Consider the following 14,711-nt stretch of genomic DNA (forward strand, 5'->3'; position numbering starts at 1 on the left):
GGGACGTCCTAGCTAGCGTTCTGTGCGTCACGCGCGTCCCTAGACGTCCCCGGGAGGGTGAGATGGCGAACGAGCGCCTACGATCAGCGATGCTGACGCATGGCATCACGGTCGACGCCATGGCAGCCCACATCGGGGTGGACCCCAAGACTGTCGAGCGCTGGATTACGCAAGGGCGCGCGCCCTACCGGCGGCATCGCCTTGCCATCGCCGCACACCTACGGGAAGACGAGACGTACCTTTGGCCGGATGGCCTCTCCAGCAACCAGCGCCAGGACGCAGCCGACGCCGAGGTCCTCAAGGTGTACCCGCACCGTTCCTACGTCCCCCCGGAACTCTGGTTACAGCTCTTCAGCCGGGCACAGGGCGAAATCGGCGTACTCGTCCACGCCGGCGTGTTCCTGGCGGAGAATCCGCGATGGCCCCAGCTGCTCAAGCAGAAGGCATCGTCCGGCGTGCGGGCCCGGATCCTCCTGGGTGACCCCAACAGTCCAGAGATCCAGCGGCGAGGGGAAGAGGAAGAGATCGGCGAGGGCGTCGCGTACAAGGTGCGGGAGGTCATGAAACTCTATCGTCCGCTGTACTCAGTCGACGGCATCGAATTCCGGATGCACAGGTCGACTCTCCACAACTCACTGTACCGCGCCGATGATGAGTGGCTGGTCAATACCCAGGTATACGGGGTGAGCGCCCCCATGGCCCCGGTGCTCCATCTGCGGCGCGTCGCCGGAGCGGAGCTAGTCTCGACATACCAGCAGAGCTTCGAAAAAGTGTGGTCCGAGGCAGTCCCCATCGAAAGGCCCTGATGAGTCGCCGTACCGACTACTTCAATGATCCCGCCGCGCCGAAAGCCAACAGCATCGTGCCCGCGGTAACCGCGTTCGTCCTGAACGACTCGGGCGAGGTACTCCTTGAGCGACGGTCGGACAACGGCCGATGGGGGATGCCGGGAGGTGTCCAAGAGATCGGGGAAAACATCGCCAGCACGGTCGTCCGGGAAGTCATGGAAGAGACCGGCATCCGGGTTGAAGTGGTGGGCATGGTCGGTACGTTCACAGACCCTGGACACGTCATCGCCTTCGCAGACGGAGAGGTGCGTCAGGAGTTCTCGTTGTGTTTCCGTGCTCGCCCGGTCGGCGGTGAGATCAAGGTGAGTTCGGAGTCCTTCGCAGTACGGTGGGTCCCCAGAACGGAGCTGGACTCTCTTGACATCTCGCCGACTACGCGTCAGCGTCTCGAACAGGGATTCCGCAATTCTGAAATTCCCCTGATCAACTGAGCTTTGCCGCCGCCGCCTCGGCCCGTTGCCGTACCCGGGCCACCCTTTCCATGAGTTCAGGCCGGGCAGCGGACACCGCTCGAAAGACGACGTGCTCGGGACCGTACCGGTTCAGGACTTCGGCGAGCCTTTCGGCCGGGTCCACTAGGTCCCCGACCGGGCTACTGGTCAGGTCGCAGTAGGTGATCGCGTCGACCAATTCCGGCTCAGGGGGCCCGAACTCATCGAGTGCATCCCCCAACCCGAGTTCGGATGCCTCCCAAAACGACGACGTATGGAAAGCCACGATGCTGCATAGTCGGGGGGCGGCTCCCACAACGTCGCGCAGGTACCGCGCCCCGTCGATCATGTGCTGTCCCGTGTCCACAGCGACCTGGGCATAGCCGACGTCGTGAGCGATGGCCGCGGCCGCCAGTACCTCGGCCTCTTCCTCGCCCATGATTGGCGCCAGAGTCAGCGCCTGAGAGTAGACCCGCTGGGAGTGAGCCCACCGTCGCGGCAAGCTGTCGGCCAACAGCGACTCAGCAAGGTCATGGGCCCACCTGGCCAGTTGCATCTTTCACTGCCTCCGAGGCAATCGGGAGTTCAGGAAGGAAAGCTGACGAACCGGCCGACTCCGTGCCTCGCCTCGACGTGGCCGGCCGTCTCCAGCTCGCGTACGGCGCGGCGAACCGTGCCGCGAGCCACCCCGTACTTGTCGGCAAGGTCCGCCTCGCTCGGCAGACGCGTACCGGGCGGCAGTTCGCCCCTCCGGATCTGCTCCAACAGGTCGGTCATGATCTGCTCGTACGGTGCGGTCCCCGCGCCCCCGGCGACACTGCGGCCAACGCCAGCGACGGTCTTGATGTCCCCCGACTCTTCGAGAGCATGCAGAGCACGCCGAACTGTCGTCCGGGCCACCCCGAACTCGCGCCCGATCTCGGCCTCTGACGGCAAGCCGTCCACGTAGGCCCCAGCGGCAATCCGCTCGCGCAACGCCTGAGAGATCACCTGATACGTCCCGCGTGGGCTGGGGCTCGGCACGCTTTCCTCCTTCTCACACCGTCGCATCCCAGCTTCCCACGCCCACTCGTGTAGGTGGGGTGTCCTAGCTGTCCGGCTGTCCGGATATTCATTTGACCTGCGCAAACAGGCCGGACAGCTCTAAGTACCGCTGTCCGGGCTGTCCGGTCACAGACGGCTGCAACACCCAGGGTGTGTTGCAGCCTGTCGGCGGAGCCGCCCTCTCAATGAGCACAGAATCCGGAGGCGACTTCCGATCTCTTTGATTCACAAGACGTCCGCAGCCGGGGCTCAGCGTTTCACATCGAGAGGAGAAACCATCTGTGGCTGGGGCGGTCGGCTCCGCGACTTTATCCAGCCACTTTGGCGCGAGCCTCGAAGATCATGGCCCCAACGTCGTGCTTTAACGGGCAGGTCCACAGACTGCCCGACTCGCCATCAGCTTACGGGGCCACGATCACTCGCACCAAAGCAGCTACACCGACCGCGTGTGTCAGCCCGTGGCTTAGGAAGCCCCGGGTGGTCTAGATATTTGTGCAGACGACGAGGCTGCGGCTCCCGGTAACACCCAGCCCAGCCGAGCGATTCTTGGCTACTTCGTGTTTTCTTCCGCCGCGAGTTGCGCGGCATAGGCGTTCAGCGTCGTCACGTACTTGCTTGCGGCGCCCAAATCCTTGGGCTTCACGGTGCAACTAGTGACAGATCCATTAGCGACTTGGACATTGATCTGCGCGATCCCCTTGTTCTTACGACCCGACATCATAAGGCCCCCGCTGGCGACGCCGAGTGTGGCATTCGACATGAGTCTAGTAGCGGTCCAGGCCTTGTGTGCATCGGCGTTGAACAGCTCTGCATGTGCCCCGCTTACTGGCCCATTGGATAATTGACCGTGAGAGGCCTTGGGCCAGAGGTGAAGCATTGCTATCCTGTTCAGCTGAGTTTCGAGCGGGTGAGCAGCACGATACGCCGCCAGCTCTTCCTTCATGCGGCGCCGCTCCCCGTCTTGAGCTTCCTTCGCGACGCGCTGTGCTTCGCCCTGCCTAGCGAGTACCTCAGCCTCTTGCCGAGCCGATGATGCTCGCTGCCTATATTCGGCTGCCTTCTCAGGGTTCCTGTCAGCAAGCTTTGCTGCCTTGCGTTCAAACCGCTGGGCCTTACTGCGCTCAGTGCCCGCCTGCATTCTCTCTGTGAAGCCCATGGGAACTCCCTGGTGTCCAACCAGGTGATTATGAATCACCTGTATAGAGTGAAGTGTGAACCGGTTTCCTTGCCAGCGCTAGGGGTAGTTGACCACTTCCGGCGGCCACGCCTGGCTGCAGTTGGCGGCGCTGCTGTACAGCAGCGAGTACAGCAACTCGCGCGACCACTGCCGACCGGCAGCGACTCCAGACGCACGACGGACCAGTCCAGGAGACCTCAGCAAGTGCCCTTAGTTCGCATCGGGGGGCGACCTGACATCCACGGCTGATGTCACCGACGCCGGACGAGGGCGTACGCGAGCGCTTCCCTCCGAACGCAGGCGACGCCAGGCCACCACGTCGAGGCCAGTTCTAGATCGAACTCCCAAAGCGGCTGTCAGGCAGGAGCCACTAGGCGTTATGGCCGACCGTCAACTCTAGTCAGTCGAGCAGCGCGAACCAAGGCTGTCCAGTCACAGACGGGCTGTACCACCACCAGAGGTGGTGGTACAGCCCGTCGGCGAAAGCCGACCTCTCAATGGGGGTAGGAGCCGGAGGCGACTGCCGATCTGCTCTGCCTTTACGAGGGGTGCCGCAGCGCCGCTACCAGCCCGCTTCCTGCCAACTCGCACTATCTGCGATACAGGAGGGCACCGTACGGCCTCTGCGATCAAGGAACCTGCTGGTCAGTGCCCATTCGCAAGCCGAACACTGATTGTGCTCCGGAGCCGTGTGCGCAGGTTCGAATCCTGCCGGGGGCACCCAGCATGAGGTGCCCAAAGACCCCGTCACCAGCGGAAACGCTGAGGCCGGGGTCTTCGCGCATGTGCAGCTGTATGCCGCCCTGAGCGACCGTATGTCGGGGTCCGTGGACTATTTGTGGACACGATCTTGAGGCAACGTCCCTGGTCAGCCCCGAGAACGGCGAAGGCCCCCGGACGAATCCAGGGGCCTGAAGCGTAGCGCGGCGCGTGTGGGATCACTCGTACTCGCGCAACAGCTCTTCGATCTTGCGGTTGGCGATCTCCTGCCGACCGTCGATGCACTTCGCGTAGCGGCTCAGCAGGACCTCGACGCTGTTGCCCGCGCGCTCGGCGACCTCGGTCGCGTCGACACCGGCGTTGAGCCAGGTCGACAGCGCCGAGTGCCGCAGGTCGTACGGACGGGCGGCGAGCGGCGAGCGGCGAGCGGCGAGCGGCGAGCGGCGAGCGGCGAGGCAACAACGGCCGGCGGAAGAGCCAGCGCGCGAGCCTCCTGCCACACGCGGTAGTACGTGGACGAGCCGACCACTCCCCCGCGCTCGTTCGTGAACAGCCGCCCGTCCTTCGCAGTTCCGAACGTGTCGAGGTGATCTCCGAGAATCGCCACGAGTTGAGGCGGGGTCGGCACGGGCCGGACCTCTTCGACGGGCCGGTTCTTGAGCCCGCGATCGTCGTGCGTCTCGCCAGAGTCGGTCCATCGCTTGCCGACGCTGGGGCGGGTGCGATTCAGCAGAGCCGTTCCCCAGCCCGTTTCCGGCAGTTTCAGGTCTGCCTCTTTGAGGCCGACAGCCTCAGCCGGGCGAAAGGCGCCGTAGTACATGCAGGCGAACAAGCCGACAAGTCGCCGGCCGCGCGCACGGCCATATCCGCCGACGTACGAGATAGCAGTCAGCAGAGCACGAGCCTGTTCGGGGTTCGCCACTACTCTGGGATCTACTTCCTTGACCACCTTCGGTTTCTTCCAGCGAACCGCAGTGATCGGATTCTCTTTGAATTCGCCGAGATCCACCGCGTAGTGCATGGCGTTGACCAGAGTCCGCCGCTTGCGCCGTACGGTTTCTGCCGCAGCCGCCGTTCCGTCGAGCTTGAGCTTCAGGGAATCCAGAACGGCCCTGCCGACCACGGCGTCAGCGAGGTCCGAGAGAGGGCGCGATGCCTTGGCCACCCAGTGGAGGGTGTTCGCGATCTCAGTCGGCAACTCGCGGTCGTCCGGGCCGGGAAGGACGAAAGCCCAGTTACGAAGCGCCTTCCTGAGGAGGCCATCAGCCGGCCGCCCAGGACGATCGTCGAGGAGAGCCACGGTGACAGCGGTCAACGACTCGTTGATCCCGTCGCGGGTGTTCGGCGCAGCGTGCGGCCACTTCATGGCTAGGTACTTCAAGGCGAAGGCGTACCACGTCATCGAGGGCGCCCTTTCGACCATCGTGTCCGGCAGCCCGGTAGCCGCGTCGAACTCCTCGCCGTCACGCATTGCACGCAGGAGCTTGGAACGGTAGTTGTCCGCGAGTCCCTTGGTGCGGAACTGTTCGGAGAACACGTTCCCGGAGACGATCCACCTCACGTCATAGGACGGTTTTTGGTGTTCCTTTTCCGGACACCCCAGACCTTCACGTCGAGTGATTTCACGCCGCTACCTCTGCCCCGGAGGGCCCGTTCCGGTTGGAGGGACGGCTAGCGGTAGAAGACGGCCACGCCGCCGTGGTGTGAGCAGGCTCCTTGGTGGTGGGCGGCGTACGAGTACGTGCCGTCGTTGCAGAGGGCTGTCGCGCCGCCGCCCGCGGAGCTGGAGCCGCCGGAGGAGGTGGAGCCGCCGCTGGACGAAGATCCGCCGGACGTCGAAGAGCCGTTCGTGCCCGAACCGGTGGCAGCGGCGTGTGCGGTGACCGTCACCCTCACCTTGACCGTCTTCGTCACTGTCGGCGCGGGTTTCGGCTGTGCTGTCTCCGTCGCCGTGGCGGTCGCGGTGACCGTGGCCGTGACGGTCGGTCGCGCCGTGGCGTTGGCGACCGTCTTCGTCGTGTCCGTGTTCTGGCCGTCGGCGCCGGCGCTGCCTATGCCGATGAGGAACGCGAGGCCCAGGGCGGGCAGTACGAATCGTTTGCGGGCCCACTTGGGTGCGGGACGCACGACCGGCGGTCCGGGCGGAGGCTGGAACGGCGGTTGCGGCTGGTAGTAGCTCACAGGTCCCCCCTGCTTCAGGTACGTGAGGGGTGAAACTACCTGCGCCAGGGCGTCAGATGTGAGGGATCAGTGAAGACAGTGATTCAGTTGTGACCTCGGCCTCGACCTCCCAGCTTCCGGCGCGTGCCCGCTCCTCGCGATCGATGAAGCTCCGTCGCAACAGGGGCAAGAGCCTCAAGAGCGCGTAACCGTACGGCTCGTCCGGGCGAGGTGGTCGTCGATCAGAGCGAAGGTCTCCTTGGGGCGCTCCAGTTGGGGAAGATGGCCCGCTTCGGGGATGACGGTGAGTCGGCCGTCGGAGAAGGCGTCTGCGTATGCCGCGCCGTAGGCAGGGGTGACTACGCGGTCGCTTTCGCCCCAGAGGAGCAGGGTGGGCTGGTGGACGCGGGCGAGGCGGTGGCGCAGCTTCGGGTCGTGCATGTAGGGGTCGCCGGCGAGCACCCGCATGGTCGCCATGTTGTCCCGCATGGTGGCGCGCTGGTCCGGTGGCAGGTCGGTGGGGTCGCGGTAGAAGCGGTCGGGGTCGTGCCAGCTGCGCTCGGCGAGGCCTCGGGGGTCGAGGGCGTAGACGTCGGCGATGGGTTCGCCCTCGACCCGTATGCCCACCGCGTCGACCAGGACGAGGCCGGTGATGGTGCCCGCGGTGTCGCGTACGGCCATTTCGGCGGCCGCCCAGCCGCCGAGGGAGGAGCCTACGACCAGTACGTCCGTCAAGTGCCGGTCCTGCAGGTAGTGCAGGTAGGCGAGGGCCAGGTCGTCGACGCCGGTGAGCCAGTCGGGGCGGTGCGTGCCGTTCCAGCCGGGGTGGACGGGGGTGAGGGTGTGGGCGGTGGCGGCCAGGTGATCGGCGAGTCCGGCGACGGTCGCGGGGCCGCCTCCGCCGTGCAGGATCAGGACGGGTCGGCCGGTTCCGGCCTCGGACAGGGTGAGCGAGAGGTCGTGCGAGACGACCGCGGTGTGGTCTGACACGCCGAAGACTCTAACTCAATATCTTTATATAAGCTAGCTTAGTTATGGGTTAGGATTCCCCTGTGAACGCTGAGCTGCAGGCCCTCGGCAGGGCGATCAAACAGGCGCAGTACCGTCAGCACCGTTCCCTCGACACGGCGTTGGCGGCGGCCGGGACGACCCTGGCCCAGTGGGATGCCCTGCGCGCGATCGACCGCTCCCCCGGCGCCTCGGCCCGCGCCCTGGCGGCGGCCACCTTCCAGAGCGAGCAGGCGTTCGGCACACTCGCCGGCCGCCTGCTGGCCCAGGGCCTGGTCGAGCGCCGGGCGGCGCACGGCCGGCGCAACGCGCACCACCTCACACCGGCGGGCGAGCGGGTCCTGGAGGCCGGCCACAAGATCGCCGACGAGGTGCTCGCCGACCGCTTCGCCCCCCTGCCGGACGAGGATCGGACGACCCTGCTGGAGCTGCTCCGGCGGCTTGCCGAAACGTGAGGGCGCCGGGCGGCCTCTCGGTGACCGCCGGTGGCTCCGCTTCCGAGGGCCTCTGTTACGCGTCCAGCGCGTCGAGTTGGCGGTGCAGGAGGCTCTCCACGCCCTTGCGGTCCAGGGTCGCGGTGTCTTGCGGGGTGGGGCACGGAAGCCGGGCCCGGTTCACTCGGGAGGGTGGAAATCGTCCCGGGCGATCCTGGTACGCCTACGCCTACGCCTACGTCCTACGCCTGCGTTCTACGCCTGCGCCCGCGCCCCCTCCTTGGCCCCTCGCCTACGCCTGCCCCGGTCCGCCCGCCGCCCGCCGCGCCGGCGGCCTGGTGTGGACGTACAGCTTGCGGCGGTCGCCGACGTCCAGGTGCTGCGGCAGCGGGAGTTCGTAGCGGACCGGACGGGCGTGGTCGGAGAGCTGGCGGCCGGAGTTGTAGACGCGGTTGAACTTCCACAGCATGCGGGCGAAGTTGGTCTGGCCCCGGGCGAGGTTGCCGCCGAGGACGCGCAGGGCGCCGAAGGCGGTGCGCAGGCCCAGGTGCTTGCGGTTGATCACGGCCTGCGTCCTGACCAGTTCGCGGTAGAAGACGTCCAGCGGCAGGGTGGTGGGGACCACCGCGTGCTGGATGTCGAACAGGCGGTAGTCGCGGGTGGTGAGCCGGCGGGACTCGGTGTGCCAGATCTCCGTACCGGGGTAGGGAGTCATGACCGTGAGATGCACGATCTCCGGTACGGACATCGCGAACTCCCGCACGATCCGGAAGCGTTCCTCGTCCCACGCCGGGTCCACGATGAGGTTGATCGCCACGCTCAGCCCGAGCCGGCGCGCCACCTCCAGGGCGCGGAAGTTCTCGTCGGGGCTGACCCGTTTGCGGAACTGGTCCAGGCCCTCGGCGTCGATGGCCTCCATGCCGAGGAACATGTAGCTCAGGCCGAGCCGGGCCCAGCGCTGGAAGACCTCCTCGTTGCGCAGCAGGACGTCGCTGCGGGTCTCCAGGTAGTAGCGCTTGCGGATCTTCCGGCGTTCCAGTTCGGCGGCGATGGCGTGACCGTGTTCGGGGCGGATGAACGCCACGTCGTCGACGATGAACACGTTCGGTTCCCGGATGCTCGCCATCTCGGCGCCGGCCGCCTCGGGGGACGCCTTGCGGTAGCTGCGGCCGTAGAACGTCCAGGCGGAGCAGAAGGAGCAGTCCCAGGGGCAGCCCCGGGTGAACTCGATCGACGCGCACGGGTCGAGTTCCCCGATGAAGTACTTGCGCCGGTGCCGCATCAGGTCGCGTGCGGGCAGGGGGCTGTCGATGCTGTGCAGCAGCTTCGGCTCCGGGCCCCGGCCCGAGGGGGTGACGATTCCGGGTACGTCGTCCAGGCCGCCGTCCCGCAGCGCCGCGAGGAGGGCGAAGATGCCCGGCTCGCCCTCGCCGCGCAGGACCGCGTCGAGGTTCCCCTCGGCCTGTACGAGCACGTCCTCCGCCACGAAGGACACGCTGTGCCCGCCGAAGAAGACGAAGCAGTGCGGGGCGTCGCGCTTGGCCGCGCGGGCGATGTCGATGGCCTCGGGGATGTTGGCGAGGTAGTTCAGGGAGATGCCGAGGGCGTCCGGCCGGAAGGAGGCGAACTCGCGGGCCAGTTCGTCGATGCCGGTGACCTGGAGGTCCACGATCCTGACCTCGTGCCCCTCCGCCCGCGCCGCACCGGCCACCCGCTCCAGGCCGAGTGGCTCCAGACGCAGGAAGATCTCCGAGTACAGCAGGGCGCTGGGGTGGACGAGCAGCAGGCGCATGGTGACCTCGGCGACGTAGGGACGGGGGGCGAGGGACGGGGGCGAGGGCTGTACGAGGGGTGTGCGAGGGATACCGGTGACGCCGGGGGCCGGGCACACCGGACGTGCCGGGGGTGCGGGCGTACCGGGGTTGCACGGCCGCGTGCACCTGCTTCACACGCGCTCGGCGCCGCACCCGAGGGCCGGTCCCGGCACCCTCATCCTCACCGCCCTTCGCCACCGGCGCCGGTCAGCGCGTCCGGACGAGTGAGAGCCGAGGGTCAAAAGAGCAGAGGGGCGGTGTGTCACACCCGCCTCGTCCGCTCAAGCCGAGCGCTTGCGGGACGACGTCGTCTTCTTGGCCGCTGTCTTCTTCGCCGCCGCCTTGGCGGTCGGCGTCGCCTTGGCAGCCGACTTGGCGGTGGACTTGGCGGCCGGCTTGGCCGTGGAGCCGCCGGTGGACTTGGCCGTGGACATCGACGAGGAGGACCTCGCCGCCGTCTTCTTCGCGCCCCGTTCCGGCTTGGCCGCCGTCTTCTTGGCGCGCGCCGCGGGGGCCGCCTTCTTGCGGGCCGTCTCCTTCGCTGCGGAGCGGCCCGCGTGCAGGCGTCTGACCTCGGCCCCCTCCTCCGGCTCAGGCTGCTCATGCTCCGGCTCCGCGCCGCCGCGCGACTCGCGGGCCGCGCGCACGCTGTTCTCCAGGGCCGCCATCAGGTCGAGGACCTTGCCGCCGGTCGCCGGCGCGGGGCTCTCCGGCGGGGCCTCGCCCGCCGCCTTCGCCGCGATGACCTCCTCCAGCGCCTCGCGGTACTCGTCGTGCAGCTCGGTCAGGTCGACCTCGCCGAGCGTGTCCATCAGGGCGTCCGCGAGGTCGAGTTCCTTGTCGCGGACAGTGACGTCGGCGTCCGGGGCGACGCCCTCGGGGGCGCGGACCTCGTCGGGCCAGAGGAGTCCGTGCATGGCGATGGCCTCGCCGACCACCCGCAGCATGCCCAGGCGTTCCCGGCCGCGCAGCGCGTACTTGGCGATGGCGACCTTGTTGCTGCGCTTGAGAGCCTCACGAAGCAGGGTGTACGGCTTCGCCGCGGGCGCGCCGCTCGCCGCCAGGTAGTAGGCGGCGCCCATCTGGAGGGGGTCGATCCGGTCGGCCGGTACGAAAGCGACGATCTCGATGGTGCGCGCGGTGGGGATCGGCAGGTGGGAGAGGTCCTCGTCGGTGATCGGGATCATCGAGCCGTCGGCGTCCTCGTACGCCTTGCCGATCTCGGCCTGGGTGACCTCGCGGTCCTCCAGTTCGCAGACCTTGCGGTAGCGGATGCGGCCGTTGTTCTCCGGGGGTCCCAAATATGTTGCGTGACGTTGCAGTGTGCTTCGTCGTTGAGGGTGCTGCGATGGTTCTCTGGGGGTGTTGCTCTGTGGTGGACCGTTGCGGTCTGTCCGTGGAGCAAGGAGATCAAGAGGTGCGTGCTTTCCCGGTCCGGATGCCGTCCGGTGCTGCGTACTGGACAGTGGTCGATGCCGACGTGCAGGTGGTGAACGAAGCCGACCGGTATCTGCGGGGTCTCAGGTTGGGCAAGGACCGCGCCGAGTCGACGACGAAGGCGTACGCCGGAGCGATCGCGCTGTTCCTGCGCTGGTGTACGGCTACAGGGCGGGACTGGCGTACAGCCGCCCGCGATTTGAGCTCCTTCATCCTCTGGCTGAAATGGCAACCGGCTGGGGCGGAGGGGCAGGCGACGGTCGTACCAGGGCCCGGCGGGAAGCCCGCCCGGGATGCACGCCGGATCAATGGCGTGCTCACAGCCGTTCGCGGCTTCCTGGCCCACGCGGTGACGGAGCGAGAAGTCCCGGGCTGGGTGCTGGAGCAGCTCTACCAGCTCGGCGACAGCTTGGACCTCCCCCTTCAGGCGCAGTCGGAAGATGGCAGGCTCCGCTACCGGCTCCAGGCTCAGCATCGCCTGCCGGAGGCTGAGAAGGCCGTGGATCGGGCCAGCGATGCGGAGATCGTGGCGATGTTCCGGGCCTGTCGCTCGGCACGCGACAGGTTGCTGATCCTGTTGCTGTCCCGGGTGGGTCTTCGCCGCGGGCAGGCTGCGGGCCTGCGTCGGGGCGACGCTCACCTGCTCGTTGACTCGACCACTCTGGGATGCCGCCTGGAAGGCGCTCACCTGCATGTCGTACGGCGGCAGAATCCGAACAACGCCTGGTCGAAGTCCCGCCGTCCCGTGGCGTTGCCTGTGGATTTCCTGGTGGTGCAGGCATTCGACCACTACGTATTGGAGCGGCACGATCGGCTCGGGCCGGAGGGCAGTGATTTCCTGCTGGTGAACCTCTTCCGTGAACCGTTGGGATCGCCGATCACACCTGATGCGATCGGCGAGACCGTGGAGGCCCTGGCCCGTCGTGCCGGGCTGGACCGCAAGGTCACCCCACACATGATGCGGCACGCTTTCGCCAGCAATGTCGCGGACTCCGGCGGCTCGTTGGACGAGATCCAGTCTCTCCTGGGCCATAAGCACCCGGACTCGGCTCGTCCCTACCTGCACCCCGCGCAGTCCCGGTTGCGCGAGGCGATCAGCCGCGTTCCCTCGCCGAGGGATCTGGGCAAGGAGTCGGGTCGATGACGCTCAGCGTGGTCCGCACCCAGCCTCTCGGGCAGGAGGTGGGAGAGGACGGTGCCGCGGCCCTGTGGGCGGCGGTGGACCTGGAGTTCCTGGCCCTCTTCGACTGGTCTCCGGAGACCGGTGTGCTGTTCTTCCCCGCGGATCACCCGCTGTTGGGCACACCGCTGTGCCGAGTGAAGGGCTGCGTGCAGACCAGTGTCACCAGGCACTTGTGTTCCGGCTGCCGATTCCGGTGGAGGCAGGCGGGGAAGCCCCCGCTGGAGGAGTTCGCCGACATGGACCGCGGCTACTGGCGGCAGGTCGGGGTCGAGGACTGCTCGGTGTCCGGATGCCGGCGGCCGTTCTCGTCTTGGCGGCGGCCATTGTGCTCAACTCACCTCGCGCAGCTCAAGCGCCGGGGCGTGACTCTGGAGGAGTTCCTCGCCCTCGACGATGTCGTCGCACTGCCCGCGTTCGGCCCCTGCGAAGTCGCTGCCTGCCACCGGTACCGGGACGGCGTATCTCCGTACTGTCACGCCCACCGGGAGCGCTGGCGGAACGCTGTCGCCCGCGGACGGAGCACGGAGGACGAGGAGCTGTGGCGGCGCACAACAGCTCCCGTGTCCGCGAACCACGAGGTCAGCCTGCGCGGACTGCCCGATCGTGTGGTTGCGGAGATCCTCTACGGAGTTCAGGCCCGAACACGCGAAGGAATCCACACCACGCAGTTCCTGCTCCGCAATCTGACCAATCGTCTCCGCGAACTCCAACTGCCCTCGCTGACAGCAGTGGACCCGGCACATGTCTCCCGGGGTACGCGCGGACTCTGCGGCAGCCTGGTCACCCTCGTGGGTCGGTTCGGACTGACGCCGGAGGGCGAGCGGGGCAAGGACGTGTGGAACGGTGCCGCGTTCGGACACTCCGGGCATCTGCGTTTCACCGCGATCCACCAGTCCTGGCTGAGGACCGCGGCCAAGGAATGGGCGTTGTTCTCCCTGCCTCAGCGGCGTGGCAATGTCATGAGCAGCATCCAGGACATCCTCAACGCGTTCGCCCTTCTGTCCGAGAGCCTGAGGCTTCAGCGCGAGGATCACGGCGATGACATCCGCGCGCTCAGCCGCCGGGACATCACCGCGTTCACCAACCGTCTGGCCTTCCTGCACCACAGCGGGGAGATTTCAGTGCACAGACGGGTCGTGGTCGTCCGCTACGTCCGTGCCCATCTCGCCCGCATGCGGTCACTGGGACTGACCCGGCCCGGTCAGCCGCTGCACGGGCTGCCGGATGACTTCGCGATCCTCGCGGAAGACGTTCCCGACGACCCCGAAGACGCAGAAGCCGGCAAGGACCTCCCTGCCGAGATCATGCGGCAGATCTGCGAGCAGTTGCCCTCCCTCGTCGGCCAGGCCCGGAACGGCAACGAGAACCGAGTGGCCGTCGAACTGCTCATCGACACCGGGAGACGGCCTCAGGAGATCTGCCAGCTGCGCTGGGACTGCCTCAAGCAGGACGCCGACGGGCAGCACGTGCTGATCTACGACAACTACAAGGCCAACCGCCACGGGCGCCGACTGCCGATCTCCCAGGCCACGGCAGGAGTGATCACCAGACAGCAGGAACTGGTCCGCGCCGACTTCCCAAGCACACCGACCGACCGGCTGGTGCTGCTGCCCACGCGGGTGGCCAGCCCTCACGGCCTCAAGCCCATCACACCGGGATGGCTCTCCGGCCGCCACCGCGAGTGGGTACGGTCCCTGCCCGAGTTCCTGGTACACACTCGTGTCGAGATGGACGGTCTGCCGGTCACCAAGATGGTGCCCTTCGACAAGTCCAAGATCTTCCTTTACGCATACCGGCACACCTACTGCCAGCGACACGCGGACGCCGGGGTCGCCGTCGACGTTCTCAGGGCGTTGATGGATCACCGGCGTCTGGACACCACTCAGGCCTACTACCGTGTCACCGAAGAACGGCGCCGCGAGGCCGTGGACCGTGTCACCGAGATGCAGTTCGACCGACACGGCAAGCGTATCTGGCGGCAGGCCAAGGCACTGCTCGACTCCGAGCACGCCCGTCGGGCCGTCGGCGAGGTCGCCGTCCCTTACGGCGTCTGCACCGAGCCATCGAACGTGGCAGCGGGTGGACACGACTGTCCCGTCAGATTCCGCTGCGTGGGCTGCGGTCATTTCCGTACCGACGTCTCCTACTTGCCCGATCTGGAGGCCTACCTCGCGGACCTGCTGCGCAACCGCGAGCGGATCGCCGCCGCGCTGGACGCGGACGACTGGGCCAAGGCCGAGGCGATGCCGTCGGACGAGGAGATCAGCCGCGTGAGACGGCTCATCAAGCGGGTCAAGGAAGGCCTGGACGATCTCGACGCGAGCCAGCGCGCCGAGGTCGAGGAGGCCGTCTCCGTGGTCCGCCGCGGGCGGCAAAGCGTGCTGCTGGGGATGCCTCGGGTCCGCCAGCCTCTTCCCGATCTGCGTCCAGAAGGGCAACTGTGACCAGCAAGAAC

Annotated in this window: 12 protein-coding genes and 1 pseudogene; 5 read left to right on the forward strand and 8 right to left on the reverse strand. The window is 67.2% G+C overall.

The features are described from left to right. Positions 1-62 precede the first annotated feature (62 nt). Positions 63-806 carry a helix-turn-helix transcriptional regulator gene (locus tag DBP14_RS09460; RefSeq protein WP_129306577.1) on the forward strand — a complete coding sequence of 248 codons (744 nt, stop codon included), beginning with the start codon at positions 63-65 and terminating at the stop codon, positions 804-806. Then, positions 806-1,279, forward strand: a complete 474-nt coding sequence (locus tag DBP14_RS09465) for an NUDIX domain-containing protein (RefSeq protein WP_129306578.1) — start codon at positions 806-808, stop codon at positions 1,277-1,279. The genes DBP14_RS09460 and DBP14_RS09465 overlap by 1 nt, the downstream gene beginning before the upstream one ends. Here DBP14_RS09465 and DBP14_RS09470 read toward each other — a convergent pair. The 6 genes and pseudogenes from DBP14_RS09470 to DBP14_RS09495 all read right to left on the reverse strand — a co-directional run bounded on the left by DBP14_RS09470 (position 1,272) and on the right by DBP14_RS09495 (position 7,370). Further along, positions 1,272-1,835: an HD domain-containing protein gene (locus tag DBP14_RS09470; RefSeq protein ID WP_129306579.1), complete on the reverse strand. Its 564-nt coding sequence runs from the start codon at positions 1,833-1,835 to the stop codon at positions 1,272-1,274. The genes DBP14_RS09465 and DBP14_RS09470 overlap by 8 nt on opposite strands. A 29-nt stretch (positions 1,836-1,864) precedes the next feature. After that, positions 1,865-2,302 (reverse strand): GntR family transcriptional regulator, encoded by a 438-nt coding sequence (locus DBP14_RS09475; RefSeq protein ID WP_129306580.1) that lies wholly within the window; start codon positions 2,300-2,302, stop codon positions 1,865-1,867. Between the two features lie 571 nt (positions 2,303-2,873). After that, entirely contained in the window at positions 2,874-3,479 is a 606-nt protein-coding gene (locus DBP14_RS09480) for a hypothetical protein (protein ID WP_129306581.1), read from the reverse strand. A 959-nt stretch (positions 3,480-4,438) separates the two neighbouring features. Next, positions 4,439-5,846, reverse strand: a pseudogene (locus tag DBP14_RS09485) (site-specific integrase). 45 nt (positions 5,847-5,891) lie between these two features. Next, positions 5,892-6,401, reverse strand: coding sequence for a DUF3761 domain-containing protein (locus DBP14_RS09490; protein ID WP_129306582.1), 510 nt, complete (start codon positions 6,399-6,401; stop codon positions 5,892-5,894). Positions 6,402-6,575: 174 nt separating this feature from the next. Further along, positions 6,576-7,370, reverse strand: a complete 795-nt coding sequence (locus tag DBP14_RS09495) for an alpha/beta hydrolase (RefSeq protein WP_129306583.1) — start codon at positions 7,368-7,370, stop codon at positions 6,576-6,578. Between the two features lie 62 nt (positions 7,371-7,432). Here DBP14_RS09495 and DBP14_RS09500 point away from each other — a divergent pair, with 62 nt between their 5' ends. Next, positions 7,433-7,843 (forward strand): MarR family winged helix-turn-helix transcriptional regulator, encoded by a 411-nt coding sequence (locus DBP14_RS09500; protein WP_129306584.1) that lies wholly within the window; start codon positions 7,433-7,435, stop codon positions 7,841-7,843. Between the two features lie 271 nt (positions 7,844-8,114). Here DBP14_RS09500 and hpnR read toward each other — a convergent pair whose 3' ends face one another. Beyond that, a complete protein-coding gene (gene hpnR / locus DBP14_RS09505; RefSeq protein ID WP_129306585.1) occupies positions 8,115-9,614 on the reverse strand; it encodes a hopanoid C-3 methylase HpnR in 1,500 nt (499 codons plus the stop codon). Between the two features lie 303 nt (positions 9,615-9,917). After that, positions 9,918-10,937: a Ku protein gene (locus DBP14_RS09510; RefSeq protein WP_241740853.1), complete on the reverse strand. Its 1,020-nt coding sequence runs from the start codon at positions 10,935-10,937 to the stop codon at positions 9,918-9,920. 116 nt (positions 10,938-11,053) lie between these two features. Between DBP14_RS09510 and DBP14_RS09515 the strand changes: the two genes are divergently transcribed. Beyond that, positions 11,054-12,217 carry a tyrosine-type recombinase/integrase gene (locus DBP14_RS09515; protein WP_241740854.1) on the forward strand — a complete coding sequence of 388 codons (1,164 nt, stop codon included), beginning with the start codon at positions 11,054-11,056 and terminating at the stop codon, positions 12,215-12,217. Further along, positions 12,214-14,700, forward strand: a complete 2,487-nt coding sequence (locus DBP14_RS36365; protein WP_206739238.1) for a site-specific integrase — start codon at positions 12,214-12,216, stop codon at positions 14,698-14,700. Before DBP14_RS09515 ends, DBP14_RS36365 begins: the two co-directional genes overlap by 4 nt. The last annotated feature ends 11 nt before the right edge of the window (positions 14,701-14,711 follow it).

The organism is Streptomyces sp. L2 (assembly GCF_004124325.1).
In the GTDB taxonomy this organism is placed as follows: Bacteria; Actinomycetota; Actinomycetes; order Streptomycetales; family Streptomycetaceae; genus Streptomyces.